Source organism: Burkholderia lata (assembly GCF_000012945.1).
In the GTDB taxonomy this organism is placed as follows: domain Bacteria; phylum Pseudomonadota; class Gammaproteobacteria; order Burkholderiales; family Burkholderiaceae; genus Burkholderia; species Burkholderia lata.
Genome location: NC_007509.1, coordinates 388,459 through 415,441 on the forward strand (window position 1 = coordinate 388,459; position 26,983 = coordinate 415,441).

General features: G+C 67.9%; 23 protein-coding genes. 10 read left to right on the forward strand and 13 right to left on the reverse strand.

Features of this window, described 5'->3' with window-relative positions; all coding sequences use genetic code 11:
* Positions 1–12: 12 nt before the first annotated feature.
* The 4 genes from BCEP18194_RS01585 to BCEP18194_RS01600 all read left to right on the forward strand — a co-directional run bounded on the left by BCEP18194_RS01585 (position 13) and on the right by BCEP18194_RS01600 (position 5,811).
* Positions 13–1,434, forward strand: coding sequence for a coniferyl aldehyde dehydrogenase (locus BCEP18194_RS01585; RefSeq protein ID WP_011349537.1), 1,422 nt, complete (start codon positions 13–15; stop codon positions 1,432–1,434).
* Between the two features lie 29 nt (positions 1,435–1,463).
* A complete protein-coding gene (locus tag BCEP18194_RS01590; RefSeq protein WP_011349538.1) occupies positions 1,464–3,134 on the forward strand; it encodes a GMC family oxidoreductase in 1,671 nt (556 codons plus the stop codon).
* A gap of 129 nt (positions 3,135–3,263) precedes the next feature.
* A complete protein-coding gene (locus BCEP18194_RS01595; protein WP_041492421.1) occupies positions 3,264–4,952 on the forward strand; it encodes a long-chain fatty acid--CoA ligase in 1,689 nt (562 codons plus the stop codon).
* Between the two features lie 133 nt (positions 4,953–5,085).
* Entirely contained in the window at positions 5,086–5,811 is a 726-nt protein-coding gene (locus BCEP18194_RS01600) for a hypothetical protein (RefSeq protein ID WP_041492422.1), read from the forward strand.
* 204 nt (positions 5,812–6,015) lie between these two features.
* Here BCEP18194_RS01600 and BCEP18194_RS01605 read toward each other — a convergent pair whose 3' ends face one another.
* The 10 genes from BCEP18194_RS01605 to BCEP18194_RS01650 all read right to left on the reverse strand — a co-directional run bounded on the left by BCEP18194_RS01605 (position 6,016) and on the right by BCEP18194_RS01650 (position 16,075).
* Positions 6,016–6,756, reverse strand: coding sequence for a hypothetical protein (locus tag BCEP18194_RS01605; RefSeq protein ID WP_011349541.1), 741 nt, complete (start codon positions 6,754–6,756; stop codon positions 6,016–6,018).
* Positions 6,757–6,808: 52 nt separating this feature from the next.
* Positions 6,809–7,249, reverse strand: coding sequence for a hypothetical protein (locus BCEP18194_RS01610; protein ID WP_011349542.1), 441 nt, complete (start codon positions 7,247–7,249; stop codon positions 6,809–6,811).
* Positions 7,250–7,307: 58 nt separating this feature from the next.
* Positions 7,308–8,792, reverse strand: a complete 1,485-nt coding sequence (locus BCEP18194_RS01615; RefSeq protein WP_341864754.1) for an efflux transporter outer membrane subunit — start codon at positions 8,790–8,792, stop codon at positions 7,308–7,310.
* 2 nt (positions 8,793–8,794) lie between these two features.
* Positions 8,795–9,709, reverse strand: coding sequence for a biotin/lipoyl-binding protein (locus BCEP18194_RS01620; protein WP_011349544.1), 915 nt, complete (start codon positions 9,707–9,709; stop codon positions 8,795–8,797).
* 24 nt (positions 9,710–9,733) lie between these two features.
* Positions 9,734–9,928 (reverse strand): DUF1656 domain-containing protein, encoded by a 195-nt coding sequence (locus BCEP18194_RS01625; RefSeq protein ID WP_011349545.1) that lies wholly within the window; start codon positions 9,926–9,928, stop codon positions 9,734–9,736.
* Entirely contained in the window at positions 9,918–12,020 is a 2,103-nt protein-coding gene (locus BCEP18194_RS01630) for an FUSC family protein (RefSeq protein WP_011349546.1), read from the reverse strand. The genes BCEP18194_RS01625 and BCEP18194_RS01630 overlap by 11 nt, the downstream gene beginning before the upstream one ends.
* 100 nt (positions 12,021–12,120) lie before the next feature.
* Positions 12,121–13,044 carry a LysR family transcriptional regulator gene (locus tag BCEP18194_RS01635; RefSeq protein WP_011349547.1) on the reverse strand — a complete coding sequence of 308 codons (924 nt, stop codon included), beginning with the start codon at positions 13,042–13,044 and terminating at the stop codon, positions 12,121–12,123.
* A gap of 123 nt (positions 13,045–13,167) precedes the next feature.
* Positions 13,168–13,695, reverse strand: a complete 528-nt coding sequence (locus BCEP18194_RS01640; RefSeq protein ID WP_011349548.1) for a flavin reductase family protein — start codon at positions 13,693–13,695, stop codon at positions 13,168–13,170.
* A 66-nt stretch (positions 13,696–13,761) separates the two neighbouring features.
* Positions 13,762–14,988 (reverse strand): FAD-dependent monooxygenase, encoded by a 1,227-nt coding sequence (locus tag BCEP18194_RS01645; RefSeq protein WP_041492424.1) that lies wholly within the window; start codon positions 14,986–14,988, stop codon positions 13,762–13,764.
* 40 nt (positions 14,989–15,028) lie between these two features.
* Positions 15,029–16,075 (reverse strand): LLM class flavin-dependent oxidoreductase, encoded by a 1,047-nt coding sequence (locus BCEP18194_RS01650; protein ID WP_244272841.1) that lies wholly within the window; start codon positions 16,073–16,075, stop codon positions 15,029–15,031.
* A gap of 285 nt (positions 16,076–16,360) precedes the next feature.
* On the opposite strand from BCEP18194_RS01650, the gene BCEP18194_RS01655 reads away from it, so the two are divergent.
* From BCEP18194_RS01655 to BCEP18194_RS01670, 4 genes are all read left to right on the forward strand, one after another.
* Positions 16,361–17,161 carry a class I fructose-bisphosphate aldolase family protein gene (locus BCEP18194_RS01655; protein WP_011349551.1) on the forward strand — a complete coding sequence of 267 codons (801 nt, stop codon included), beginning with the start codon at positions 16,361–16,363 and terminating at the stop codon, positions 17,159–17,161.
* A gap of 52 nt (positions 17,162–17,213) precedes the next feature.
* Complete coding sequence (locus tag BCEP18194_RS01660) at positions 17,214–18,278, forward strand: 3-dehydroquinate synthase II family protein (protein WP_011349552.1); 1,065 nt, start codon at positions 17,214–17,216, stop codon at positions 18,276–18,278.
* Positions 18,279–18,327: 49 nt separating this feature from the next.
* Positions 18,328–19,428, forward strand: a complete 1,101-nt coding sequence (locus BCEP18194_RS01665) for a 3-dehydroquinate synthase II family protein (protein ID WP_011349553.1) — start codon at positions 18,328–18,330, stop codon at positions 19,426–19,428.
* Between the two features lie 77 nt (positions 19,429–19,505).
* Positions 19,506–20,528: a methyltransferase gene (locus BCEP18194_RS01670; RefSeq protein ID WP_011349554.1), complete on the forward strand. Its 1,023-nt coding sequence runs from the start codon at positions 19,506–19,508 to the stop codon at positions 20,526–20,528.
* A gap of 24 nt (positions 20,529–20,552) precedes the next feature.
* Here BCEP18194_RS01670 and BCEP18194_RS01675 read toward each other — a convergent pair whose 3' ends face one another.
* On the reverse strand, positions 20,553–21,260 hold the full coding sequence (locus BCEP18194_RS01675; protein WP_011349555.1) for a FadR/GntR family transcriptional regulator: 708 nt from the start codon (positions 21,258–21,260) through the stop codon (positions 20,553–20,555).
* Positions 21,261–21,562: 302 nt separating this feature from the next.
* On the opposite strand from BCEP18194_RS01675, the gene BCEP18194_RS01680 reads away from it, so the two are divergent.
* Positions 21,563–23,809, forward strand: a complete 2,247-nt coding sequence (locus tag BCEP18194_RS01680; protein WP_011349556.1) for a TonB-dependent siderophore receptor — start codon at positions 21,563–21,565, stop codon at positions 23,807–23,809.
* Between the two features lie 147 nt (positions 23,810–23,956).
* A complete protein-coding gene (locus BCEP18194_RS01685) occupies positions 23,957–24,871 on the forward strand; it encodes an alpha/beta hydrolase family protein (RefSeq protein WP_011349557.1) in 915 nt (304 codons plus the stop codon).
* A 184-nt stretch (positions 24,872–25,055) separates the two neighbouring features.
* Here the strand turns inward: BCEP18194_RS01685 and BCEP18194_RS40970 are convergent, their stop codons facing one another.
* Together BCEP18194_RS40970 and BCEP18194_RS01690 are read right to left on the reverse strand one after the other, a co-directional pair.
* Complete coding sequence (locus BCEP18194_RS40970) at positions 25,056–25,553, reverse strand: hypothetical protein (protein WP_157687092.1); 498 nt, start codon at positions 25,551–25,553, stop codon at positions 25,056–25,058.
* Between the two features lie 368 nt (positions 25,554–25,921).
* A complete protein-coding gene (locus BCEP18194_RS01690; RefSeq protein WP_244272843.1) occupies positions 25,922–26,944 on the reverse strand; it encodes an alpha/beta fold hydrolase in 1,023 nt (340 codons plus the stop codon).
* Positions 26,945–26,983: the final 39 nt, after the last annotated feature.

Consider the following 26,983-nt stretch of genomic DNA (forward strand, 5'->3'; position numbering starts at 1 on the left):
GGAGGAGACACCATGCACCAAGGCTACCCGACTGACCTCGCGGCCCGCTTCGAGCGCCAGCGCCGCGCGTTCGCGCTGGAGCTGAACCCGGCGCTGGCCACCCGGCTGGCGCGCCTCGACCGGCTGGCTGCGTGGCTCGATGCGCACGAGCACGACATCGTGCGCGCCATCGATGCCGATTTCCAGGGCCGCTCCACGCACGAAACGCGGCTGGCCGAGGTGTTCATCGTGCGCGCGGGCCTCCGGCACGCACGCCGGCACCTGAAGCACTGGATGCGCGCGCGCCGCGTGCCGACCGCGCTGCATTTCCGTCCCGGCCACAACCGGCTGATGCCGCAACCGCTGGGCGTGACGGGCATCATTTCGCCGTGGAACTATCCGCTGCAGCTTTCGCTCGGGCCGGCACTCGCGGCGCTCGCCGCGGGAAATCGCGTATTGATCAAGCCGTCCGAGCTCACGCCCGCGCTGTCCGACCTGCTCGTGTCGATGGCGCGCGACACCTTTGCACCGGACGAGCTGGATGTCGTGGTGGGCGACGTCGAACTCGGCAAGGCGTTTGCCGGCCTGCCGTTCGATCATCTGTTCTTCACCGGCTCGACCCAGGTCGGGCGGGTCGTCGCCCAGGCGGCCGCGGCCAACCTGACGCCCGTGACGCTGGAGCTCGGCGGCAAATCGCCGGCGATTCTCGATGCGTCGTGCAACGTCGCGGTTGCCGCGCAGCGCATCGCGTTCGGCAAGCTGCTGAACGCGGGCCAGACCTGCGTCGCGCCTGATTACCTGCTGGTGCCCACCGGAACGGCCGACAGCGTCGCGTTGCAGCTGACGCGCGCCGTCGCCCGCCTGTATCCGACGCTCGCGGCCAATCCCGACTACACGGCCATCATCAGCGAGCGCCACCGCGCGCGCCTCACCGAGATGGTCGACGAAGCACGTCGCGCAGGCGCGCGCATCCTCGAAGTCAACCCGGCCGGCGAAACGTTCGGCTCGTCGTCGCGCAAGTTCGCACCCACGATCGTGATCGGCGCGCCGGCCGACACGCGGCTGATGAACGAAGAGATCTTCGGCCCCGTCCTGCCGATCGTCGAATACGCGAACCTGGACGACGCGCTGGCCTACATCCAGGGCCGCGCGCGCCCGCTGGCGTTGTACTGGTTCGGTGAAGACGCGTCGCGCCGCGATCGCGTGCTGCGCGAGACGGTGTCCGGCGGCGTGACGATCAACGACTGCCTGTGGCATCTGGTGCAGGAAAACCAGCCGTTCGGCGGCGTCGGGCAGAGCGGCATGGGCGCCTATCACGGCCAGTGGGGCTTCGATACCTTCAGCAAGCTCAAGCCGGTGTTTCACCAGACCCGCTGGAACGGCGCCGTGCTGTTTCATCCGCCGTACGGCCGCGTCTTCGACCTGCTGCTGCGCACGCTGTCGCGTCTCGCGTGACTTCCGAATCCTGTATCGAGAGAAATGCCATGAATCATCAGTTCGACTACATCGTCGTGGGCGGCGGCTCGGGCGGCAGCGTGGTAGCAGGGCGCCTGACCGAAGACCCTGACGTCAGCGTCTGTCTGCTGGAAGCGGGGGGCAGCGGCGACGGAGCGGTCATCAACATACCGGCGGGCATGGTCGCGATGCTGCCGACCCGTCTCAACAACTGGGCGTTCAAGACGGTGCCGCAGCGCGGGCTCGACGGGCGCATCGGCTACCAGCCCCGCGGCAAGGCACTGGGCGGTTCGTCCGCGATCAACGCGATGGTCTACATTCGCGGTCATCGCAGCGACTACGACACGTGGGCCGCGCTCGGCAATCCCGGCTGGTCGTACGACGAAGTGCTGCCGTACTTCCGCCTGAGCGAACACAACGAACGCATCGACGACGCGTGGCACGGCCAGGGCGGCCCGCTGTGGGTCAGCGACCTGCGTTCCGACAACCCGTTCCAGGCGCGCTTCCTGGCCGCGGCGCGGCAGGCCGGCCTGCCGCTGACGGACGATTTCAATGGTGTGCAGCAGGAAGGTGCCGGCATCTACCAGGTCACGCAGAAGCAGGGCGAACGGTGGAGCGCGGCGCGCGGCTACCTGTTCCCGCATCTCGGCAAACGCGCCAATCTCGCCGTCGAAACGCACGCGCAGGTCCGGCGCATCCTGTTCGAGGGCAAGCGTGCAGTGGGCGTGGAAGTGCTGCAGAACGGCACGCTGAAGACGTTCCGCGCCCGGCGCGAAGTGGTGCTGGCGGCGGGCGCGCTGCAGACGCCGCAACTGCTGATGCTGTCCGGCGTCGGCCCGTCGGACGAGCTGACGCGCGTCGGTATCGAGACGCTGCACCACCTGCCCGGCGTGGGCCGCAACCTGCAGGATCACCCCGACTTCATTCTCAGCTACCGCGCGCGCAGCCTCGACACGATGGGCGTCTCGGTGGGCGGCAGTCTGCGGATGCTGCGCGAGATCATGCGCTTTCGCCGTGAGCGGCGCGGCATGCTGACGTCGAATTTCGCGGAAGGCGGCGCGTTCCTGAAGACGCAACCGGGCCTCGATGCGCCCGACATCCAGCTGCATTTCCTGGTCGCACTGGTCGACGACCACGCGCGGCGCATGCACCTCGGCCACGGGCTGTCCTGCCACGTGTGCCTGCTGCGCCCGCGCAGCCGCGGCTCGGTCGCGCTGCGCAGCCGCGACCCGGCCGACACGCCGCTGATCGATCCAGCGTTCCTCGACGATCCGCGCGACCTGGAGGACATGGTGGCGGGCTTCAAGATCACGCGCGGCCTCATGGAGGCGCCCGCGCTCGCGGAGTGGACCACGAAGGACATGTTCACGCGCGACGTGCACAGCGACGACGAAATCCGCGCGGTGCTGCGCAAGCGCACGGACACCGTTTATCACCCGGTCGGCACCTGCCGGATGGGGCCGGACGCGATGGCCGTGGTCGATCCGCAGTTGCGCGTGCATGGTATCGACGGGCTGCGCATCGTCGATGCATCGGTGATGCCGACGCTGATCGGCGGCAACACCAACGCGCCCACCATCATGATCGCTGAGAAGGCGGTCGACCTGATGCGCGGCGTCAGCCGCGTGGCGTCCGCGGCGCACGCGACAGCGGCGGAAACGCACCGGTTCACGACGTCGGGCGTCGAGACCGGTCGATAGGGTGCAAGTCCGACTTTTCTCTGCGTCGGACCTTCACGCTGCCAAACGAATGCGTGCATGCAACCCAGGGACGACGCGTCCCGCCGAAGCCCTTTATCACCCGCAGTTTTGACGAAGAGTTGCCGAACCATGTCTGCCATCCGATCGCCATTCTGGCCCGCGCACCTGGCCACGCGTCAGGCCCCGCCCGCAACGCACCTGTTCCGTCACGCGGAAGCCGCGGCGGCGCGCCATCCCGACAAGCCGTTCATCCTGTTCTACGACACGCCCGTCTCGTTCGCGCGCTTCCAGCACGAAGCCGAGCAGGTAGCGGGTTTCCTGCAGCAGCGTTGCGGCGTGAAGGCGGGCGACCGCGTGCTCCTGTACATGCAGAACAGCCCGCAATGGATGATTGCGTACTACGGCATCCTGCGTGCGAACGCGGTGGTCGTGCCGGTCAATCCGATGAACATGACCGACGAACTGGCGCACTACATCGAGGACAGCGGCGCGAGCACGGTGTTTGTCGCGCAGGACCTGTATCCGCGCATCGCGCCGCTCGTGGGCGGTGCGGGTGGCCTCGCGCATGTCGTCGTGGCGACGTATGGCGACTACGTGGCGCAGCCTTCGGCCGTCGCGTTTCCCGATTTCGTGGCCGCGCCGCGCCACGTCGACGGGCCCGGCGTGGCCCACTGGCGCGATGTGCTTGCCGAGCAGCTGGCACCGGGCGCGCTGACGGCGGGCCCCGACGACATGTGCGTGATGCCCTATACGTCCGGCACGACGGGCAAGCCGAAAGGTTGCGTGCACACGCATCGAAGCGTCACGTGCACGGCGGCCGGCTTCGTCGACTGGTTCGACGATCCCGAAGACGCGATCCACCTGGCGGTGCTGCCGCTGTTTCACGTCACCGGCATGCAGGGCGGGTTGAACGGCCCGCTGGTTCGCGGCTCGACCGTGGTCGTGCTGCCGCGCTGGGATCGCGATGCGGCGGGCCGCGCGATCGGCCGCAATCGCGTCACCGTGTGGCAGTCGATCTCGACGATGATGGTGGATTTCCTGTCGAATCCGAACCTGCACGAATACGACCTGTCGAGCCTGCGCTCGATGCGCGGCGGCGGCGCGGCGATGCCGGACGCGATCGCCCGGAAGCTCAAGGACACGGTCGGGCTCGATTACGTCGAAGGCTACGGAATGTCGGAAACGATCGCCGCGACGCACATCAATCCGCCGGCGCATCCCAAGCCGCAGTGCCTCGGCATCCCGGTGTTCGACGTCGATGCGCGGATCGTCGATCCGGTCACGTTCGAACCGGTGCCGCAAGGTGAGGTGGGCGAGATCGTCATGCACGCGCCGCAACTGATGCAAGGCTACTGGCGCAATCCGGAGGCCACGAAACAGGCGTTCGTCGAAATCGACGGCAAGCGCTTCCTGCGCACCGGCGATCTCGGGCGCATCGACGCGGACGGCTACTTCTTCATGGCCGACCGCTTGAAGCGGATGATCAACGCGTCGGGCTACAAGGTGTGGCCGGCCGAAGTCGAGACGATGATGTACCGCCATCCGGCGATCAAGGAAGTGTGCGTGATCGGCACGCGCAGCGCGCATCGCGGCGAGACGGTCAAGGCCTTCGTCGTGCTGGATCCGGCGTACCCCGGCGGCGTGACGCCCGACGACGTGGTCGCGTGGGCGCGCGATCATATGGCTTCCTACAAGGTTCCGCGCGTCGTCGAATTCGTCGAGTCGCTGCCGAAGTCCGGGTCGGGAAAGATCATGTGGCGCGAGTTGCAGGAAAGGGAGGAGGCGGCTGCCGCCGCTCAAGGAAACGCAGCGGCATGAGGTGCGTGCGATGCGTCACGCCGGGTTGGGTTACACGGGTTACACGGGTTGCAGGCGTCGCGCGACCGGGCCGGTCACTTCTTATCGAATGGTTCTCCACGCGGGAACCGGGCATGGTGTGCGGAGAAAGAGAATGAGGAACGATTCATGCAAGGTCACGCGCTTCACGGCGTGGAGCGCGATCGTCGGCGGCCTGCTGGCCTACGCGAACGTGGGGCTGGTGTCGATGGTGGCCGGCACGGATACCGGCATGTTGCTGCACGGCGCGACGATGCTGAGCCTGCCCGCCGAAACACGCGACCTGTTTCGCTTGTCGATGCTGGCCGACGTGTTCGGGTTCTATCTCGCGGTGCTCGTGATCGGCGGGTACTTCGTGCATACCTTCAAGGAGGAACTCGGCGCGCTCGGCACCATGATCGCGTTCGGGATCGGCGCGTACGCGCTGCTCGGCATCACCGGCGCAGCACTCCAGCTGTCGGTGCTCGATCCGCTGGCGCACATGTATGCGGGCGGCGACGACGCAACGCGGGCCGCCGCGGCCGCGGCGTGGGCGACGGTCGCCAACGGCACGCAAAGCGGTCTGTGGTGGGCCGAAGGCCCGCTGGTGTTCTTCTGGGCGCCGATCGTCGCCAATCATCTGAAGAAGGCCGGCTGGCACGGGTCGTTCCTGCTGAAGATCGTTGCGTGGTTTTTCGCGATCATCTTCGTCTCCGGATTCTTTCCCGAGTTCGAAGCCGTGACGGGGGTGGGTGAGATCGTCGTGGTGCTTCTGCTGCCGTTGTGGATGATGGGGTTCGGCTGGCAGTTGCTGCGTCGTGCCGGCCGGCACGTGAAAGCGGGTGCGATGGTTGCCGGGTAAGGGATCGACAGGAGCGACGCCGGGGGCGTGGCCATGCATCATCGGAAGGGGCGCGACGTCACCCGGCGTGTACGCCCCCTCGCGTCGAAACCACCCGCTCCCATAACCGGCTCCCTTCACTCCCTCCCATGAACGGCTCCCATCGGCGATTCCAACGACGGGAGTCGCCCACGCATGCAGCCGGCGAACCCCGAAGCCGATCTGTCAGGCCGTGACCAAGGCGGCCTCGCCGCGCACCTTCGCCGCCCGCAGATGCCGATCACGATCGGCCAGCCAGTCTTTCCGCTCACCGCGCCAGCCCACCGCATGAATCCGATCCATCTGGCGAGCGGCAACGGTAGCCGCGCAGGCGAGGCCGGAGAGGGGGATATCGAGCAGGCGCCAGTGGCCGGCATGCGGCGTATCGACCTCGCGGAATGCGCCCGCGAGCGGCGCCAGCGAATCGAGCGTCGCGCCGTGTCCGCTCCCGCACGCATTCGAGATGCTGTCCAGCCGCAACTGATCGCGCGATACCGGATCGGCGAGCGCGCTGGTCTGCGCCATGCCCAGCCCGATCGGGCCACGGGCGATCGCGATGACGATCCAGATCCCGGCATGGCCGACCACGACGTCGAGCCCGTCCAGCAAGTCGCAGCCCGCGACCGCGATATGGTCGGCATCGCGGTCGATCAGCGTCAGCTCGTCGGCCGCACGGCCGGCCAGCGTCCCCAGGATCGCGCGCAGCGCCGACCGGCCGATCGCGAAGCGGCGGCCGTGCACGCGGTTCGGATGCGTGCGGGCACGCCGCAGCTCCGTCTTCGACAGGTAGAGATGGCCGCGCTCGCTGGTGACGAGCTGCCATTCGCCGCGCAGTCGCCACAACAGGATTTCGCCGGGATCGGGAAGCCGCGACGGACATGACGCAAGCGTGTGCGAGCCCGTGATCGTCAGGGTGGGGTAGCGCATGCCGGCCCTCGTGTCGGTGGTGAATGCAACCTGGCGTGACGCACCGGCCGCGTCATGCCTGTTGTCCGGCCTGTCGCGCATCATTCCCCGAAGGCTGCCGCGTGAGCCGCGCGGCGAGCGAGACGGCCTGCCCGAACGACGCCACCGCATGATGCGGAATCCCGAATGCCTTGACGGCGACTTCGCCCTGCGCGGCCACTTCCGCGCGACGGTCGGGATCGGGCTCGACGCTGACGAGCGCCTTGCAGACGGCGCCCAGCGCTTCCTTGTTCTGCTTGAGCCAGACCGCGCGATGCTTGCGGTCGTCGTGGCTCTCGTCGGTATCGAGTTCGACGTAGACGATCACGAACGGCTCGCCGTGGCGCATCAGCGTATCGATCTCGCCTTCCCAGCGGGGCGCGTAGCCCGGCGTTGCGTGTTCGGCGCGAAACACGCAGACCGGAAAGAGCTGGATGTCGTGTAACGCGAAATCATTCGGATTGAGAGCAGGCATCGAAATTTCTCCGGTGGATGAGCGACGCCGAAGCGTCGGGGCGGTCGCAGGACGGCCTTCAATGCGCGTTCGCTCGCGGCGCGCCGGCCTGCGCGAGCGGCGGCGCATCGCGCCAGCCGACGCCGAGCGACTTGTAGAGCGCGATCGCGCCTTGCACCTGCGCGAGCCGGCTGAGGGCAAGCGCATCGCGGGCGCGGTACGTCGCGCGCTGTGCGGTGAGCACCGACAGGTATTCGCCGAGGCCGTTGCGGTACAGCCGCGTCGCACGCGACTGCGCATCCTGGCTGCTGTCGACCGCCGCGGCGAGCATGGCCTGCTGGTCGCGCGCGGCGCCGATCGCCACCAGCGCGTCCTCGACATCGCGAAATGCGCTGCGAATGCGCTGCTCGTATGCCAGCCGGGCGGCCTCGGCCGCCGCGCGGGCGGCGTCGACGCCGGCTTTCGCACGGCCGCCGTCGTACAGCGTCTGAGTGCCGTCGAGCGCGACCGACCACGCGACGCTCGCGCCCGAGAACAGGTCCTGCACGAGGCTTGCCGTCGTGCCGAGGCTCAGCGGAATCGCGAAATGCGGAAACTGCTCGGCGCGCGCGACGCCGATCTGCGCGGTCGCGGCGGCAAGCCGCCGTTCGGCGGCGCGGATGTCGGGGCGCTCGCGGATCACGTCCGACGGCAACGTGACGGGCAGGGCGGGCGCGACCGGCAATGTCGCGCCGGGCGCGCTCAGCGTGTCGCGCAGCGTTTCCGGAAAACCGCCGACGAGCACGCCGATCGCGTGGGCGAACCGCGCGACGTCCTGATGCAGCGGCGGCAACGTTGCCTGCGCGAGCTGCAGTTCGGCACGCGCCTGCGCGACCGCGAACGACGTGCCTAGGCCGCGCCGGTTCGATTGCTCGGTCAGCCGCCGCGTGGCGTCGAGGCTCGCGACGTTGTCCGTCGCGATTCGCAGCCGCTCCTGGGTCGCGCGCAACGCTGCGTAGTCCGACGCGAGCTCGGCCAGCAGGCTCACGAGGATCGCGTGGCGATCGTCGTCGAGCGCATCGAGCTGCGCATCGGCCGATTCGACCGCACGCCGCGTGCCGCCGAACAGGTCGAGTTCCCAGGACGCGTCGAAGCCGAGCCGGTAGGTGCGCGACTGGCCGATGCCTGGGGGCCAGTCGAGCGCCCGTGACGAGCGCAACGCATCGGCATTTCCGCCGGCGGTGACGGTCGGGCCGAGGCGGCTCGCGATCTGGTCGCGTTCGGCGCGCGCCTGCAGCAGCCGCTGGCGCGCGATCGCGAGATCCTGGTTGTGCGCGATCGCCTGTTCGACCAGCGCATCGAGTTGCGTGTCGCCGAACGTGCGCCACCAGTTCTGCAACTGCGCGGGATCGGTGGTCACCGTGTCGCGCGGTGCGCTCCAGGAGGGCGGATGCGTGGACTGCGGCGACACGTAATCAGGGCCGACCGTCGTGCATGCAGCCAGCGCGCACGTGCAGGCCGCGATGAAGGCGCGCGCGCGGCACGTCAAGCGTGAAGGAGGAAACGGGCATCGCATCGTCGCCATCCTCACATCCACGCGTGCAGCCACGACGCGAGCCGCCCGCGCGGCGTGCGCTCATGCCCGCGTTCGCCGACTTCGACGCTGCACGTCATGCCAGCCGCCAGCAGCACGCCAGCCGGCACCTGGTCGATTTCGATGCGGACCGGAATGCGCTGCGCGAGCCGCACCCAGCTGAAGGTCGGGTTGACGGCCGGCAGGCCGAGCTCGTCGAGCGTGCCGTTCTCGTCCGCGATGCCGCGGCCGATGCTCGTCACGTGCCCGCTCAGCAGCGGATCGAAGCCCATCAGCCGGATCGTTGCGGGCGCACCCGTCGCGATGCGGCGCAGCTTGGTTTCCTCGAAATAGCCGGTGATCCAGAAGCTGTGCGCGTCGAGCACCGAGATCCCGGGCTTGCCTTCGACCGCGTAGTCGCCGTGACGCAGGCGCAGCTGCGTCACGTAGCCGTCGACCGGCGAGCGCAGCGTCGTGCGTTCGAGGTCGAGCTTCGCGACGTCGAGCGCGGCCAGTGCCTTGCGGTGCTCGGCCTGCGCGATCGACACCGCGCGGCTCGAGCGCTGGATGTCCTCGCGCGGCACGAGATCGTCGAGACCGGTGCGCCGCTGCGCTTCGTCGCGCTTCTGGCGCATCGACTCGGCGGTCGCGGCGACCTGCGCTTCCGCCTGTTCCACCGCCAGCGTGAAGCGCTGCGGATCGATTCGGTACAGCACGTCGCCTTTCGCGACGCGCTGGTTGTCGACCACCGCGACGTCGACGACGGTGCCCGACACTTCGGGCGCGATCCGCACGACGTGCGCGCTGACGCGCGCGTCACGGGTCCACGGCGCGAGGACATACGCATGCCAGAGCGCGGCGACCAGCACGATCGCGACGGCCACCGTGGCGAGCGTCAGCAGGGAGCGGGTGAGGGGTTTGAGCGACATGACGCGATACGTTCCGACGGGAGACTAGAAGTAGAGGATCAGCGTGGCGACCAGCACGAGCGAAATCGCGAACTCGAACAGCGCTGGATGCCACACGCGGCGCAACACGCCGAGCCGGGCGAGCAGCGCGCGCACGGCCATGTAGATCGGCACCGTTGCGCACGCATAGACGAAGAATGGCGGCAGGTAGATGCCGGCCAGCGGGAATTCACTGAGCATCGCGGGCGCGCTCCGGAACGGCGGTGAAATAGGCGGCGTACGTATGCAGCAGCACATGGACGTCGGCGAACGCGGCCATCAGCCACTTCAGTTCGGTATTGCCCGGCTGCGCGGCGGCGAGGCCGGCAAGCGCGTGCGCGGCACGTCGTGCATGCCGGGCCGCGCGCGCGGGGGCGGACGCGTGCCGTGCGAGGCCGGCGAGCCCGGCGCGCACGCGGCGCTGCGCGGCGTCGGGCAGCCCGTCGCGCGCGGCGCCTCGGCGGATGCGCAGCAGTTCCTTGCCGACGTGCAGCGCCGCGAGCGCCTCGATGCTCGCCTGCGTCATCGCGGCCGGCTGGCCGGCGAGGAGCGCGCCGAGCTGCGCGATGCGGTGCTGCTGGCGCTGTTGCCAGCCCGCCGCCATGACGCGCTTGCCGGCCACGAGCGCGAGCGTGTCGTCGCGGATCGTGCGGCGCAGCCGCGTCGCGTCGGTGGCCAGGTTGCGCGGCAGGATCAACCGGAACGTGAGCAGCGTGAGGAAGGTGGCGAGCACCCACGCGACCGACTGGTTGAGGAACAGCGCGACGTCGGGGCGGAACGGATTGGTCGCACCGGTCAGCGTGTTGAACGCGACGAGATACGCGAGCCCTGCCAGCGCGGTCTTCGGCACGCTCGTCGCATAGATGCCGGGCATCCAGAACAGCGCGAGCGCGATGACGAGCAACGGAAAGCCTTCGATGCGCGGCAGGATGCCGAACGCGCACACGAACGCGGCCGGCACGGCCAGCACCGTGCCCTTGATGAACGCCTGCGCGCCGGCGGCCGGGTTGCCAGCGGTCGCGAGCAGCGCGCAGTACGGTGCGACGACGAGCAGCATCATGTCGCCCTGGTTCCAGCCAGTGGCGAGCCAGAACGCACCGGAGATCGCGATCGCGCAGGCCGAGCGCACGCCGTTGCGCAGGGCCGCACCCGTGTCGCGGTAAAAGCGCACCCGTGCGGGCCGATAGCCCGGCCGCGGGCGCTGCAATTCGACGAGCCCGTCGAGCGCCGCGCAGTAGTCGTCGATCTGTTCGATCAGCCGCTCGCCGGCGATCAGCAGCGCCGCGTCGTCGCGCGGATCGCCGAGTGAGATGCCGTCGAGCGCGGCACGCAGGCTTTCGCGCGCATCGGCCAGCAGCGCAAGCGCGTGTGCCGCGCCGCCGCGGCCGCTGCCCAATGCGTCGGCAGCGGCCTGCCACGCGGCCGCGAGACGCGGCTGCAGCGACGCGACCGCTTGCGCGCCGGGACTGTCGGCCGGCAACGGTGGCGTGCCGCCCGCGAGCGCGCCGAACAGCGACGCCATCCCGTGCCGCACGGCAGCCGCGCGTTGCGCGAGATCTTCCGATTCGGCCTTGCCGAGCGCGAGCAGATCGTCGATGCCGTAGATGCCGGCGAACAGCGCGTGCCGCTTGTCGTCGGCGGGCGCCGCCGCGAGGCCGTTGCGCTGCGCGGCGATGACCCGCGCGACGTCGGCCGTGACGCGCGTGACCAGTGCGTCGAGTTTCGCGTGCACGTCGCGCGTGCCGAGCAGCATCGACACGAGGCTCATGCACAGCACGCCGATCGCGACGGTCGAGCCGCGCCCGATCACGTGCTCGAAGGTCAGCTCGGGATGCTGCATCGCGCCGTAGGTCGCGAGGCCGATCGTGTAGCCGGCCACCACGGTGCCCGACGCGCGGAAGTGCCGCAGCAGCGTCATGCCCGCCACGCAGACGCCGAGCCAGAACGCGAAGCCGAGGATGAACAGCAGCGGCTGCTGCGCGAAGCAGCCCATCAGCACGAACGCGACGACCATCCCCGCGATCGTGCCGACCACGCGCCACACACCCTTGCCGATCACCGCGCCCTGCACGGGATTGATCACGAGCAGCACCGTCGACGCCGCCGAATACGGCGTTTCCAGTTCGAGCAGGTAGGCGACGCCGAGCGCGAGCGCGGCGGCAATGACCGAGCGCGCGACATACGCGCCGCGTGGCGTGAAGATGTCGATGCGCGCGATCAGCGCCGCGGCCGCGCGATTCAGGCGGCGGGGCGGCGGCGCGACGGCGCGCGTCTGATCTGCTGCGTCATGCACTGCGCACGCTCCATGAGAAAGGACGAAGCCAGTCTACGGTCGAGCGATGCATGCGGAACAGTGACGTCTTTGCACTCGACGAGTGCATGCGGCGCATGCGTCATGCGTGCGCCGGATGCAGCGCCGGCTGGCCGGTGCACAGCCCGCGCACGACACGCCGCAACCACTGGTGCGCGGGGTCGCTCTGGAAGCGCGGATGCCACGCCTGCGTGATCAGCACGGTTTCGAGCGGCACCGGCAGTTCGAACGCGCGCACGCCGAGCCCGGCCCGCACCGCGCCGCGCGCGAGATGCTCGGGCAATGGCAGGATCAGGTCCGACGCCTGCAGCGCGAAGATCGCCGCATACGGCGTCGGCACGACGAGCAGCACGTGCCGCGCGAGCCCGCGCGCGGCGAGCGCGTCGTCGATCGGCCCCGCCGACTTGCCGCGCCGCGACACGCCGATGTGCGGCCAGCGCGCGAAGCGCTCGGGCGTGATGTCGTCGTCGAAGATCGGGTGGTCGTCGCGCGCGAGGCCGACGAAGGTCGTCGTGAACAGCGGCTGCACGCGAATCTCCGGCCCCAGGCGGCGCGATGCGCTGATGAACAGGTCGATGCGGCCGCTGCGCAACGCGTCGTCGTCGATGTCGTCTTCCTCGGGCATGAAGCGCAGCATCGCGCGCGGCATCCCGCGCGCCATCTCCTCGAGCAGGCGGCTGCTGTGCAGGCCGACGAAGATGTCGTTCGCGCGCACGTTGAACTGCTTGTCGAGCGTGCCGAGATCGATTTCCGCGGAAGGCGCGAGCAACTGCGACGCGCGCTCCACGGTCTCGCGGACGACGCCGCGCAGTTCGAGCGCGCGCGGCGTCGGCACCATCTTGCGGCCGGCCTGCACGAAGATCGGGTCGCCGACCGTTTCGCGGATGCGCGCGAGCGTGCGGCTCATCGCGGGCGGGCTGAGGTTCATGCGGCGTGCGGCGCCGACGACGCTACCCTCTTCGAGCAGCGCGTCGAGCGAAATCAGCAGGTTCAGGTCGGGTGCCATCGGCTTCTCCGTGTCATCGCGTGCATGCGGCGCAATGGTAGTGCGGGATACGCGCGCGCAGCGTAACTGCAGCGCACGCAACGATTGCGCGCGGCATCACGCGTGACGCACGCATCGGGGGTGTCATTGGCCGGCGCCGGCATCGGGCGGCAGCGAGCGGACGGCGGCGAACGCGCCGTTCACGTACATCAGCGGGTTCACGTCGTCGGACATCGCGACGCGCGTGACCCGTCCGACCAGGATCGAATGCGAGCCGACCTCGACCTGTTCGAGCGTGTCGCAGAAGAACGACGTCTGCGCGTTCTCGAGGTACGGCAGGCCGGTGGCCGCGTCGGTGCGCCATGCGTCGTGCGCGAAACGCGCATCGGAGCCCGTCGTGCTGCACGCGAGCGCGAGCGGCACGTGGCAGCTTCGCAGCGCGTTCACGCAGAAGCGCCGGTGGCCGGTGATCGACGCGTGAATGCTGGCGCGCCGGTTGATGCACACCAGCACGGTCGGCGGATCGAGCGCGACCGACGTGAACGAGCTGGCGGTCAGCGCGCACGGTGCGGCTGCGGCGCCGTCGCCACCGGTCGTGACGATCGTGACGGTGGCGGCTACGCCGCGCATCGCCTGTTTCAGTTGCTGCGCAATGTCCACGGTGTTCATCATGGTGCGGTCCTGTCACGAGAAGCCCCGGTGCCGCATGGCTCGCGCCACGCGGCGCCGGGGCGGGCGTCAAAGCTGGTACGCGTCGGCCCAGGTCCAGTGGTAGGACTTGAAGTCGGCGCGGCGCGACTTGAGCTCGGCGTCGCGCGCCTGTTGCTCGGGGCCGTCGGGCAGGTGGAACACGCCGCCGTTGCCGGCCGACGCAAGCTGGATCCGTGCGCTGCGGTCGATCCGCAAGCGCTGGTACTCGACCAGCGCGGCGCCGAGGGCTTCCTTCGACGCGAGCCCCGTCACGCACCGGCCGAGCACGACCGCGTCCTCGAGCGCCTGCGCGGCGCCCTGCGACTGGTACGGCAGCATCGGATGGCACGCGTCGCCGAGCAGGCACACGCTGTCCCACACCCAGCGCGTGAGCGGCTGGCGGTCGTGCAGCGACCAGCGGCTCAGGTCCGACGCGCAGCGGATCAGCCCGACGAGGCGCGGATCCCAGCCGTCGAGCTCGGCCTCGAGCGTCGCGCGATCCCCCTTGCTGCTCCACGATTCGCGCGTGCTGCCGTCGCCCGGCACGATCACGACGAGGTTCAGCAGCCGGCGATCGCGCACCCAGTAATGGATCGCGTGCCGACCGGGCCCGAGCCAGATCGTCACCTGCGGTTCCTTGACGATCTCGAACACGGGCGATTGCGGATCGATCGCGTCGACGTCGATCAGCGCGCGATACGCGTCGTCGCCGCTGTAGTGCGGTGCGTCGTCGCCGAGCAGCGCGTGGCGCAGCGTCGAATGAATGCCGTCGGCCGCGACGACCAGATCCGCGCGCCAGCGCGTGCCCGCCGCATCGACGAGCGTCGCGCCGTCCGGCCCGCATGCATCGAGCCCGCGCACCGCGATGCCGCCGAGCACGGCGACCGGCGGGCCCGCCGTGTACGGGTCGCGCACGGCGTCGAGCAGCGCGGCATGCAGGTCGGCGCGATGCGCGTTCCAGTACGGTGCGTTGAAGGCGGCTTCAACCTCGTTGCCGAGCGGGAAGGAGCCGAGCAGGCTGCCGTCCTGCCAGCGGCGGCGGATCGTCGCGGTCGGGGCGACGGCGGCCAGCCGCTGCCGGTCGAGCACGCCGAGCGCGCGCAGCGCGCGCGTGGCGTTCGGCACGACCTGCAGCCCCGCGCCGACTTCCCGGAACGCCCGGCTTTGCTCGAGGACCGTGACGCGATGGCCGGCGCGGCGCAGCGCGAGCGCGGCGGCCAGGCCGCCGATCCCGGCGCCGACGACGATCGTGTCGAGTGACAGGGAAGGTGTCATGGGCGGGTTCGCTGTGGGTCCGGAAGGGATCGGCATGGCGTCATAGTCCAGGCAGCACGTCGCGGGCGAACACCTCCAGGTTGTTGCTCATCAGCTCGTACGGCTGCGCGCCATAGTCGATGTGCCACAGGATCGCGTCGAGCCCGAGATCGGCTTCCAGTGCGCGAATGCGCTGGCGCACGGTGTCGGGCGTGCCGAGCACGGCGGTCGCGTCGAGGTCGGCCGTGTCCATGCCGCCCATCTTGTTCTTCATCGCCTCGTTGTAGCCCTGGTACGCCGACGACTGCACCTGCTCCCACGACTTCGCGGCTTCCGCGAAATAGCGCCAGTGATGGCGCAGGCGCGGTTCCGCGAGCGCCAGCGCGTGCGCGTCCGACGTGCCGATCATCAGCGGGATGCTGATCGCGACCTGCGGCCGGCGGCCCGTATGGCCGTGATGGCGCTCGAACGTCTCGCGATAGAGCGCCACCATGTCCTGCGTCTTCGCGAGCGCGTCCTTGCGCGGCGGCGCGGCCATCAGCAGGTTGAAGCCGCGTTCGCCGATCCACTCGAAGCTCGACGGCGTGAGCAGCGCCGCGACCCAGACCGGCGGGCACGGCTGCTGCGTCGGGCGCGGCAGTGATTGCGCGTCGCGGTAGCGGAAGAACGGCGTGTCCTCGCTGACCGATTCCTCGGTCAGCAGCCGCACCGTCGCGTCGATCGTCTGCTGGAAGCGCGCCTTGCTCGAATCGAGATCGATGCCGAACGCATCGAATTCGTACGGCAGGAACGCGCGCGCGAAGCCCAGTTCGAGCCGCCCGTTCGAGATCGCGTCGAGCTGTGCGGCTTCGGCCGCGAGCTGGATCGGATGATGGAACGACGCCTGGATGCCGCCCGTCATCAGGCGGATCGACTTCGTCTGCGCGGCGGCGGCTGCGAGGAACATCAGCGGCGACGGGCTGTAGCCGCCGTAGGGCTTCAGGTAGTGCTCGGTCATCTTCACGTACGCGTAGCCGAGCTTGTCGCCCAGCGTGCTGAGCTTCAGCGCGTTCGCGTAGTAATCAGCAGCCGGGCGGTCGGCCGGGCCGGTATCGGGCAGAAAGGACACGCCGAACTTCATAGACACCTCACAGGTTGATGTGCTGCCGTTGTCTGCAAAGGGGAACCGATGCCGCGTCGAATGCGTCCCCCGGTCGGGAAACAAAGTCGCTCGCAATGTACTTGCAAGGATGATCCAATCATAGGATGATTGGGTCTATGCAAGTCTTACACGATGCAAGATTTGCTGCAAGCGTTGCTCGGTTGTTGCTCCAGTTCCGCCCGCAAGCGGGCACCCCGGGGGCAGGCTGAAGTCGCACGGGCCGGCCTCTCCATTTCTGGCGAGGAATCAAGGATGAACGCTCTTCTATCGGTTTCTGGCAAGGCGCTCAGGATGCGGCGGGTGGTGCGTGCCGCGTCGGGCAAGTGCCTGATGGTGCCGCTCGATCATTCGCTCGCGGACGGGCCCATCGCCCATCCGCAGCAGTTGCGGCAACTGGTTGGCGACATCGCCGTGCATGGCGGCGATGCGATCGTCGTGCATCGCGGCCGCGCGCGCTTCCTGTCGCCCGACGTGCTGAACGATCTCGCGCTCGTCGTGCACCTGAACGGCTGCACGCGCTACGCGGAGGACGTGAACGCGAAGACGCTGTTCGCGAGCGTCGAGGATGCGCTGGCATGCGGCGCGGACGCGGTCAGCGTGCACGTGAATCTCGGCTCGAAGACGGAAAGCCAGCAACTGCTCGACCTGAGCCGCATCGCGACCGAGTGTGCGCGCTGGTCGCTGCCGCTGCTCGCGATGATCTATCCGCGCGGCCCGGGCCTCGGCGATCGTCCGCAGACCGAACTGATTGCCCACGCGGCGAACGTCGCGGCGGATCTCGGCGCCGACATCGTCAAGCTGCCGTACAGCGGCGATGCCGCGAGCATGGCCGACATCATCGCCGGCTCGTCGCTGCCGGTGCTGGTCGCGGGCGGCGCGAAGCTGCCGGAAGACGAGTTCGTCGCGTTCACGTCGCGCGTGATGAATGCAGGTGCGCTCGGCATTGCAGCCGGCCGCAACGTGTTCGCCGCGCCGAAGGCCGCACCGCTGATCCGCCGCCTGTCCGATGCCGTGCACGGCGTCGAGCGGCGTGCCGCGCACCTGGCCGCCTGAGCCGGCGCGCCGGGCCGCCGTGCCCGGTTATTTCCGACCATCGAGGGTTTCCATGCATCGCTATCCGTGGATCGACCTGCGCGCGCTCGGCGCGCAGGCAGGCGCCGTCGCGGCCGACGCGGCGAGGGCCGGTGTGGGCCGTGTCGTCGTGGCCGAGGCCGATCGCGACACCTTCGCGGCCGGCGCGGCAGCGCAACTGGCCGTTTCGACGGCGGGCGTCGCGACACTGGTCGACGACGCGCATGCGCCGCTCGCAGGCGTTCGCGTGAGGATCGACGGCGCGGCGGATTTCGACGCCGCGCGCACTGCAATCGCGCGGCACGCGCTCGTGCTGATCGACTATGCGCTCGCGACCACGGTGCCGCTCGAGCGCCTGCTCGCGGATGCCGGCGATGCTGCGTGCCGCATCGTCGTGTCGCTGGCCGATCCGCACGGCGCGGCCTACCTCGTGCGCAAGCATGCGCAGTCGCCGGTCGACATCGCGTTCGCACCGCGCGATGCGGTCGCGTTGCGCAGCGTGCTGGCCGCGTGCGGCGAGCTGCGCGCACGCGAGCCGCTGAAGCTGAAAACATTCGAGGTGCAGCGCGTCGAGCCGCTCGGCGTCGGGCTGCATGCGGTGATCGACGGCTGTTCGCAGCTGGACGGCGAAGAGTGCGTGCTGGCCGGCGCGAGCGCGACCAGCATGCTGCTCGTCGTCGCGGCCGGCGCCGCGCATCCGCCGGGCCGGCCGCTCACGTTCGGCATCGATGCGGGCTCGGCCGAATCGTTCGTGTTCTGCGGCGGCGACCGCGCGCGCCAGCTTTCGCTGCTGCGTTCGGGCGAGCGGATCCTGACGGTCGGTGCGGCGGGCGACACGCGCGCGATCGTGGTCGGCCGCGTGCGGATCGAATCCGCGCCGCTCGTTGCGCTGCACACGCGCAGCGCCTCCGGCGCGAACACGCGCGTCGTGATGCGCGGCGACCGCGCAGTGCGTTTCCGGACCGACGACGGCGCGCGCGTCGGTCTTGCCGATGTCGCGCCCGGTATCCGGCTTGCCGGCTACGAACCGGGCGCCGGCTGGGTGGATTGCCGGATGAGGGCCGCCGCGTCGCGTTCGGTCGTTTCCGTCAGCCGCTAGTTTCATCCTGTCACTCAACCTGCGTTATCCCCTTCGAAGGAGATTGGCCTTGAAGAAGCTTTCCTGGATTGACCTGCGCAACATCGGTGAGCTCGCGGACGAGATCACCGAGGAAGCGTTGCATGTCGGCGTGTCCGCATTCGTCGTGAAGGATGCGGAGCAGGCCGGGCGGTTGCCGCCGAGCGCGTGCAAGGTCGCGGTCGTCGATCGGCAGCCGGCCGATGCCGCGCTGCTGGAGCAGGTGCAGATCATCCTCGTGAAGGATGGCCTGCCGGTCGATTTCGCGGTGCCGGACGGCGTTGAGATCGGCGTGTTCATCGAGGTGACGGGCGAGGCGACGCTCACGCGCGCATGCGAGCTGTCGACCACGACGCCGTGGCTGCTCGTCGAATTCCTGCAGGACCCGAGCAAGATCCCGCTCGAGATCCTGCTGGCCGCCGCCGATCAGGCGTCGGGCGAGCTGATCACCGTCGTGGCCGACCTGGAGGATGCGGAGGTCACGCTGAACGTACTGCAGCGCGGCCCCGAAGGCGTGCTGGTCTCGCCGACGCAGGTCGGGCAGGCCACGCAGCTCGTGTCGATCTGCAGCGACACGGTCGAGGATCTGCAGCTCGAGGAAATCGAGATCGTCGGACTCACGCACCTCGGGCCGGGCGAACGCGTGTGCGTCGATACCTGCTCGCGTTTCGAACAGGACGAGGGCATCCTCGTCGGCTCGTATTCGACCGGCATGATCCTCATCAGCAGCGAGACGCACCCGCTGCCGTACATGCCGACCCGCCCGTTCCGCGTGAACGCGGCCGCGCTTCATTCGTACGTCGTCGCGCCGGACAACCGCACGCGCTATCTCGCCGAGCTTGAATCGGGCGCGGAGATCCTCGCCGTCAACGTGCAGGGCAAGGCACGCCGCGTCGTGGTCGGGCGCGCGAAAGTCGAGACGCGGCCGCTGCTGCTGATCGAAGCGAAGAATGCCGCCAATCGCGCGATCAACATCATCGCGCAGGACGACTGGCACGTGCGCGTGCTCGGGCCGAAGGGCAGCGTGCACAACATCACGGAGCTCAAGCGCGGCGACCGCATCCTCGGCTACACGCTCGATGCGCAGCGCCACGTCGGCTACCCGATCACGGAATTCCTGCACGAGCAGTGATCCGCATGCTTCATTGACGATGCGATCGCCCGGTGCGTCACGTGCCGGCGCGGTCGGTTCATGTTCAGGAGTGCTTTATGGAAAATGCGGCAAAACAGGTGCTGGATACGCTGTTCGGACGGTGGCGCAGCCGGATCCTGTATGCGGGCACGCGGCTCGGCGTGTTCGATGCGGTGACGACCGACACGCCGGCGTCGTCGGCCGCGCTCGCGGCGAAGCTCGACGTCGACGAGCCGCTGCTGTACCGGCTGCTGCGCGCGCTTGCCTCGCTCGGCCTGCTCGACGAGGACACGCGCCGCGGCTTCCGGGCCACCGCGTCGGGGGCGCTGCTGCATGCGGACGCCCCGAGCACGCTGCGCGATTTCGTGCTGCTGCAGGAGGGGCCCGAGCACTACGCGATCTGGGCGCACCTGCCCGACATGGTGCGCGAGGGGCAGCAGAACGGCTTCGTTCGCGAGTTCGGCGCGATGGCGTTCGACTATGCGAAGGACCACGAACGCTACCGGACCGATTTCAAGCGTGCGATGTCGAGCTTTTCTACCGTGCAGTCGGAGCAGGTCGTCGATGCGCTGCGCGACGTCACGTTCGCGCCGGGCACGCATGCGTGCGACATCGGCGGCGGCCAGGGGCACATGCTCTGCAGCGTGTTGCGACGGTTCCAGTCACTGACCGGCGTCGTGTTCGACCTGCCCGAAGTGATCGATGGCGACGCCGATGACTGGGCGCAGCGGATGGGCGTGAGCGCACGTTGCAGCAAGGCGGGCGGCAACATGTTCGACGCGGTGCCGGCGGCCGACGTCTACCTGCTGAAGCTGATCCTGCACGACTGGAACGACGACGAGTGCGTGGCGATTCTCAAGCGGGCGCGCGAAAGCGCGCGGGACGGCGCGCGTGTGTTCGTGATCGAACGGGTCGTGCCGGCGCCGGGCGTCGCGCATTTCTCGAAGCTCTACGACATCCACATGATGTGCTGGGGCAGTGGCCGCGAACGCACGCGGGACGAATACGACGCGCTGCTCGTTGCCGCCGGCTGGCGGCCCGCCGGGGTCCGCCCGGCACCTGACGGGCAGATCGACGTGATCGAGGCCGTCGCCGCCTAGTGTGTACCCGGCGGGCCGGGCGCGTCAGGCGGCCGGCGTCTCGCGGGTTTCGAGCCAGGTCATCTGCGGCTTGAGGATCGCGAGCGTCGCGCGAACCGCCTTGTTCTCGTCGCGCTGTTCGATCGCGTCGAGCACGTCCTGGTGCGACCGCATGTCCGGCTCGGGAATCTCGGCCTCGTCGAGTTCGACGAGGATGTCCTCGACGTTCGCGAGGATCGAGCCCGAGAAGTAGCGATACAGCGCTTCCAGCGCGTGATTGTGCGATGCGGCGGCCACGGCGATGTGAAACGCGCGGTCGCGCTCGACGAACTTCTTCACGTCGCGCGACGCTTCGCGCTCGCCACGTGCCTTCAGCAGCTTGCGCAGTGTCGCGAGATCCTCGTCGGTGCGCCGGCGTGCCGCGTAGCGCGCGCATTCCGTTTCGAGCATGCACTGCAGTTCGAGATGGTCGCTGCGCGCGGCACGATCGACGTCGCGCATCGTCTCCGCCGGATCGACATTGCGGCGCACATAGGTGCCGTCGCCCTGGCGCACTTCGAGCACGCCGGAATACGCGAGCGTGCGAACCGCTTCGCGCACCGTGTTGCGCCCGACCTCGAGCTGCTTCGCGAGATCGAGCTCGGTCGGAATGCGCTGACCGACGCGCCAGATGCCGGAAGTGATATTGGATTTGAGGATCTCGATCGCCGAATCGACGAGCGAGTGTCGGGTGGCCGGGGGCAGGCTTGACATTGCGTGTTTCGCTTGAAGCTAGAGGGTGTCGCTATCCTATCATCCGATCATTCGTTTGGTCGTTCAGGATAACGATATTCAAACGTGACATTTTGTTAACGTCAGACGAATAAATCTGCGGCAGATGGATGCGTGCCGCACATTCGTCGATTGCGTTCACCGGCATTTACCCGCGCCGCGTCGGCGTAAATGATTCCCATTCGCTGTTCAGTCGAGGTCGCCGTTGCATGAGCGGCCCGTCTCCCTACTCAAGGGCGCGGCGTATCCGCCGACGTCCGTCTCCGCTTTCCGGATAACCCGAGATGAATCGATCACACACCGGCCGCCGTGCGCGGCCAGGATTTCCGTTGCCGCGCGCGGCGTTGCGGCGCGTGCCGAGCTGGGCGGCCGCACTGGCCTGTGCGACCGCGATGCCGGTTGCTGTTGCGGCGCAGGATGCGCCGGACGCGGGCGAGCCCGCGGCGGATGCGTCGCTGCTCGCGCCGATCGTCGTCGATGGGCGACGCGAGACGGGTGTCGGCCCCGTACAAGGCATCGCGGCCGACGTGTCGCGCGCGGGCACCAAGACCGACACGGCGATCGTCGAGGTGCCGCAGGGCCTGTCAGTCGTCACGCGCGAACAGATGGACCGGCAGGACGTGCACAGCGTCGGCGACAGCCTGCGCTACACGCCCGGTGCCTACGCGGACTCGCGCCCCGGCGGCGTGCTCGAGAGCGTGTTCCTGCGTGGCTTCGGCGGCTTTGCGGCAGCGGCGATCAATCCGCAGATGCTCGACGGCCTGCCGTTGCCGAAAGGCGTGAACTGGGCCGCGAGCGTCGTCGATCCGTGGACGCTCGAACGCATCGACGTGTTGCGCGGCCCGGCGTCGGTGCTGTACGGGCAGGCGAGCCCCGGCGGCATCGTCGACATGGTCAGCAAGCGGCCGACGCGCGATGCGCAGCACCTGCTCGCCGTGCAGACCGGCAACCGCGATCGCGGGCAGCTTGCGTTCGATTTCAGCGGACCGGTGACGAAGGACGGCACGTGGCGCTACCGGATCGACGGTCTCGCGCGCCGCGCGGACGAGCAGATCGATTATTCGCGGCAGCAGCGGATCGTCGTCGCGCCGTCGCTGACGTGGCAGCCGAATGCCGATACGAGTTTCACGCTGCTGGGTTCGTTCCAGCGCGATCCGCACAACAACTTCGCGGGCTGGCTGCCGGCCCTCGGTACGCTTTGGCCGGATTCGGGACGGCGGATTCCGACGCACTTCTTTCCGGGGCTGCCTGGATTCGATACGTACGACCGCACGCAGGCAATGATCGGCTACGCGTTCGAGCATCGTTTCAACTCGACGTGGAAGGTCCGGCAGAACGTGCGCTATACGCACCTCGATGTCGACTTCGCCGGCGCGGCCGTGAATTTCATCGCGCCTTATCTGTCGCCGGGCGTGCTGAACCGTTCGTTGTCCTGGTCGCGTGAGCACGTGAACCATCTCGCGCTCGACAACCAGGCCGAGATGCGCGTGATGACAGGGCCGGTCGAGCATACGGTGCTGGCCGGCCTGTCGTATGAGCATGCGGTGGCGAATCTCGTCGGGTCGGGCTTCGGCGCGGCGCCGCCGCTCGATACGCGTGCGCCCGCTTACGGGCAGCCGTTTACCGTGCCGCCGGTCGCGCAGCAGACGCGCCAGACGCCTGACCGGATCGGCGTCTATCTGCAGGATCAGGTGCGTTGGGACCGGTGGGTCTTTACGCTCGGCGGTCGTGAGGAGTGGTCGCGCACGACGACCGATGACCTGCTGCGGTCCGCGAGTGTGCGGCAGAGTACGCGAGCGTTCACGGGGCGCGCGGGGGCGGTTTATCTGTTCGATAGCGGCTTCGCGCCGTACATGAGCTATTCGACCTCATTCGAGCCGGCGCTCGGCACGCGCTTCGATGGTCAGCCGTTCACGCCGACGAAGGCGAAGCAGTTCGAGGTCGGTCTGCGCTATCAGTCGCTGGATCGGCTGCAGAACGCGTCGATCGCGGCGTTCGATATTCGCCAGCGCAATGTGTTGACTGCCGATCCGGAGCATCCGTTTTTCAGCGTGCAGACCGGGGAGGTGCGATCACGCGGGATCGAGCTGGAAGGGCGTACGCGCGTGTGGAAGCAACTGGATGTGATTGCTGCCTACACGTATCTCGATACGACGGTGCAGGCCGATACGGATCCGACCGTCGTCGGCAAGCGCGTGGCGGCGGTGCCGCGCCATCTCGCGTCGCTGTGGCTGGACTATGCGGTTGAGCGGCCGGGGTTGCGCGGGTTGAGGGTGGGTGGTGGTGTGCGTTATGTCGGGCGCAGCGCGGGCGACAACGTCAATACGTTCGATGTGCCGGCTGTCGTGCTGTTCGACCTCGGGCTGTCGTATGACCTTGGCGTTGAACGGCCCGCGTGGAAGGGGTGGCGCGTGGCGGCGCACGTGAACAACCTGTTCGACCGGACTTATGTGTCGTCGTGTTTTTCGGCGGGGGGGTGTTTCTATGGCACGCGGTTGATGGTGACGGGGGATGTCAGTTACCGGTGGTGATCGCGGGTGACGATCGCGATGCCGGTGCGGGCGGGCTGTGCGCGTGCGGTTGTCCCACCGGCGGCGCCGCCCAGATACACTGACGCCTTCGCCGTATGCGTCGCGGCAGCGTGGACCGTCGGCTTGGGTTTCGTGGAGTGATCGCCCATGAGCATCGTCGTTCGTCGAAAGCAGATAGCCATCCTCTTGTGCCGGGTGTTGATCTCGGGCGCGTTGATCGCTTCCGTCGTCGGCTGCGCGGCGACGGCGGTCGGCGACACGTCCATCGCGCCGGATCTGCATGAAACCGTCGTCAAGGTCCCGGTCGACGAAGGGGCGAGCACACGCGACATCGTTGCCACTACCTACATGCCGGACGGCCCCGGGCCCTTTCCATTGATCGTGCTGAGCCACGGCAGCCCGCCCGATCCGCGCGACCGGCCGAAGGTGCGCCGCTACCGCGCATTGCCGCAGATCCGGACGTTCGTGCAACTCGGTTTCGCGGTCATCGTGCCGATTCGCCGCGGGTACGGGGCGACGGGCGGGGTCGATGAAGAGGATGCGGGTTCGTGCCGGCATCCCGATTACCTCGCTGCGGGCCAGCAGGCCGCGCGCGATGTGCTCGCGGCCGTGCGGTATGCGCAGACGTTGCCGCAGGTGGATCGAAACCGCATTGTGCTGGTCGGGCAATCGGCGGGTGGGTTTGCTTCGCTGGCGGCGGCGAGCTATGCGCCGCAGGGGGTGGTTGCGGTGGTGAACTTCTCGGGTGGGCGTGGGGGGAACCCGACGACTCATCCCGGCATGCCGTGCGATCCGAAGCAGATGGCCGACACGATCGGGCATTTCGCGAGTACGACGCGCGTGCCGGTGCTCTGGCATTACGTGCAGAACGACAAGTATTTCGCGCCGGAGGTGGTGGCGACGTGGTTTGCCGCGTTTCAGGGGGCGGGTGGGCGCGGGCAGATGATTGTTGAGCCGGCGTTTGGCAGCAACGGCCACGGGATGTTCTCGGTCAAGGAGGCGATACCGATCTGGTTGCCGCACTTCGAGGCGTTTGTCGGGCCGTTGGTGGCGATGAAGTAGGGGGAACTGCCGACCCGGAGCGGTCATCCGCTTGCCGTCGTGAATGGCTCGCCAAAGCAACTTTTCCATGTCATATGAGCACGCGACCCAACGACATGCCGGCGAACGCTACCTCAATCTCGTACTCGCGCATGTACAACCAACTATTGAACAGTACGTCGCGACCTGGATGCGTGGAATTTCGCTACAAATAACTCGTCGTAAACGATGCGAAAACTGCCGAAACACCATCTTGAAAATCGCCGGGAGCTTTGGGCGAAAGAAATACGGACACGTCGGTGCGCGAGGAAAGCAAGCTTGTACGGTACTGCTCTATCCGCGCAACAACATCATATCTATGCGGTAGATTCCCCGGCTGGTTTGGTCCCGGCCGTGCTCCGACTGCAAATCCAGCGGCGCGAAGAATAACTTCGGCGTCGTCAAATGAACTTCCGAGCGGAATGTAGCGAACTGCGAGCCAAGTAATGTCCCCGGCTTTCTCTATCTCTTCGATCGAGCCGCTTTTGGGGACCTTCTGATACGCCTTGTCGATTTCAAAGCGAAATCTCTTTCCCAGTACTTCAAGGTCTTGCCGAGGGGACGCGAGCGACGCCCAAGGTACGAGCGCAAAATAAAGCGGCACCCATAATCCCGCCTGTATCGCAGTGCGTCGTTGGGAGACCAGCTTCCGACCTTTTGCCATTGCCACCTCCGATTCGCAGGATCAGTCGCATCGCAACGCGGATGGTTCTCACCGGAACATCGCGGGCGATTGGGGTGGAGCATGCGTCCGTGGAGCCCTGGTGTCAACGATCTAGCCCCAACTGTTGGAAGCCCGCTTCTGGCCGACAACTGCCGGTAGTGAACGGCGGAAGCAGACATTTCAGAGCCTTTCGCCGCACGATTTCGGGCGGCACCTTCCGTGACGTTGGTGCCGGTGTCCAAAATCGAAGCCGTCCATTTCGCATCGGCTACTTGCTCAGATCGACATTTTTCACGACAGCCTTGAGGATCGAATCGCGCGTTCACCTAACGCTTGCCGGACATGCCGCATCAAGCAGGCGGTCATGCTCATCGCGACTCACCCGCATTAAGAAAAGTAACCAGCGCCCCCATCGTTCGATCGGGCGCTTCGGACATCAGCCAATGGCCCACCCCTTCAATCACTTCCCCCTGCACGTTCACCGCCGCCACGCGAGCCTGATCGATCGTGAAACGACCGGCGGCCTTCTGTCCGGTCAGGACGAGAACCGGCATCTGCAATGGCGTCCTAGCGAACTGCTGGAAATCCTGGATATCCTGCGGAAAAGCGTGGAACCATTCGAAGCCCGCACGCATGCGGCCCGGCTGCGCATAGATGCTTGTATAGAGCGCGCGGTCCACCTCCGACACTGAATGCTCGGGATTAGCCGCAAAGTCGTTCCAGAAATGGTCGAGGTAAATTCGCTCGCGCCCCTGCACGAGCTTCAGCGGCGTTTCGCCATAAAACGCGAAATGCCACTTCGCGGGCGAGTAATAGTATGACTGCCAGTTTCCGACACCCGGCAGGAACGACTCCATCAGCACAAGGCGCCTGGTTTCGTCCCGATACTGGGCGGCGTACGCGTACGCCACCATGAGGCCGATGTCGTGTCCCACGACCTCGACGTCGCGATAGCCGAGCGCCTTCACCAGCGCGTGAATGTCCTGGGCCATCGTTTTCTTGTCGTAGCCGCCCGCCGGGATGTCCGACGCGCCGGCGCCCGGCAGATCCGGTGCGATCACGACGTGATTCACGGCCAGCTTGGGCATGAGCGGCAGCCACATGTGGCTCGTCTCGCCATAGCCGGCCAACAGTACGATGGGCGTGCCGTTCCCGGCGCCCGCCTCCAGGTAGTGAAGCCCGATACCGTTGACCGTCAGCGAATGTTCCGTGACCACGGGGGCCGCTGCATACGATTGAGCCTGAAAAGCCAACAGGAAAGCCAACGCGGCACCCGCGCGCCGCAGCCAAAGCCCGAGTGATTTCATCGCCTGTTCCTCTCTTCGAACGAATTCAACGAAATATTCGAGTGGCCGCGAGCCCGCGCCGATATGGCGTCTACAGGTCTGCATGACCGTACTCGAATGGTCATGTCATTGTGTTGTGGCCGA

Coding starts and splice junctions, on each gene's coding strand:
- BCEP18194_RS01645 (WP_041492424.1), bottom strand. CDS start 14,988: ATGACACCTTCCCTGTCACTCGACACGATCGTCGTCGGCGCCGGGATC.
- BCEP18194_RS01595 (WP_041492421.1), top strand. CDS start 3,264: ATGTCTGCCATCCGATCGCCATTCTGGCCCGCGCACCTGGCCACGCGT.
- BCEP18194_RS40970 (WP_157687092.1), bottom strand. CDS start 25,553: ATGGCAAAAGGTCGGAAGCTGGTCTCCCAACGACGCACTGCGATACAG.
- BCEP18194_RS01600 (WP_041492422.1), top strand. CDS start 5,086: ATGAGGAACGATTCATGCAAGGTCACGCGCTTCACGGCGTGGAGCGCG.
- BCEP18194_RS01585 (WP_011349537.1), top strand. CDS start 13: ATGCACCAAGGCTACCCGACTGACCTCGCGGCCCGCTTCGAGCGCCAG.
- BCEP18194_RS01660 (WP_011349552.1), top strand. CDS start 17,214: ATGCATCGCTATCCGTGGATCGACCTGCGCGCGCTCGGCGCGCAGGCA.
- BCEP18194_RS01590 (WP_011349538.1), top strand. CDS start 1,464: ATGAATCATCAGTTCGACTACATCGTCGTGGGCGGCGGCTCGGGCGGC.
- BCEP18194_RS01655 (WP_011349551.1), top strand. CDS start 16,361: ATGAACGCTCTTCTATCGGTTTCTGGCAAGGCGCTCAGGATGCGGCGG.
- BCEP18194_RS01675 (WP_011349555.1), bottom strand. CDS start 21,260: ATGTCAAGCCTGCCCCCGGCCACCCGACACTCGCTCGTCGATTCGGCG.
- BCEP18194_RS01685 (WP_011349557.1), top strand. CDS start 23,957: ATGAGCATCGTCGTTCGTCGAAAGCAGATAGCCATCCTCTTGTGCCGG.
- BCEP18194_RS01605 (WP_011349541.1), bottom strand. CDS start 6,756: ATGCGCTACCCCACCCTGACGATCACGGGCTCGCACACGCTTGCGTCA.
- BCEP18194_RS01640 (WP_011349548.1), bottom strand. CDS start 13,695: ATGATGAACACCGTGGACATTGCGCAGCAACTGAAACAGGCGATGCGC.
- BCEP18194_RS01680 (WP_011349556.1), top strand. CDS start 21,563: ATGAATCGATCACACACCGGCCGCCGTGCGCGGCCAGGATTTCCGTTG.
- BCEP18194_RS01625 (WP_011349545.1), bottom strand. CDS start 9,928: ATGCTCAGTGAATTCCCGCTGGCCGGCATCTACCTGCCGCCATTCTTC.
- BCEP18194_RS01615 (WP_341864754.1), bottom strand. CDS start 8,792: ATGGCGACGATGCGATGCCCGTTTCCTCCTTCACGCTTGACGTGCCGC.
- BCEP18194_RS01620 (WP_011349544.1), bottom strand. CDS start 9,709: ATGTCGCTCAAACCCCTCACCCGCTCCCTGCTGACGCTCGCCACGGTG.
- BCEP18194_RS01690 (WP_244272843.1), bottom strand. CDS start 26,944: ATGCAGACCTGTAGACGCCATATCGGCGCGGGCTCGCGGCCACTCGAA.
- BCEP18194_RS01610 (WP_011349542.1), bottom strand. CDS start 7,249: ATGCCTGCTCTCAATCCGAATGATTTCGCGTTACACGACATCCAGCTC.
- BCEP18194_RS01635 (WP_011349547.1), bottom strand. CDS start 13,044: ATGGCACCCGACCTGAACCTGCTGATTTCGCTCGACGCGCTGCTCGAA.
- BCEP18194_RS01670 (WP_011349554.1), top strand. CDS start 19,506: ATGGAAAATGCGGCAAAACAGGTGCTGGATACGCTGTTCGGACGGTGG.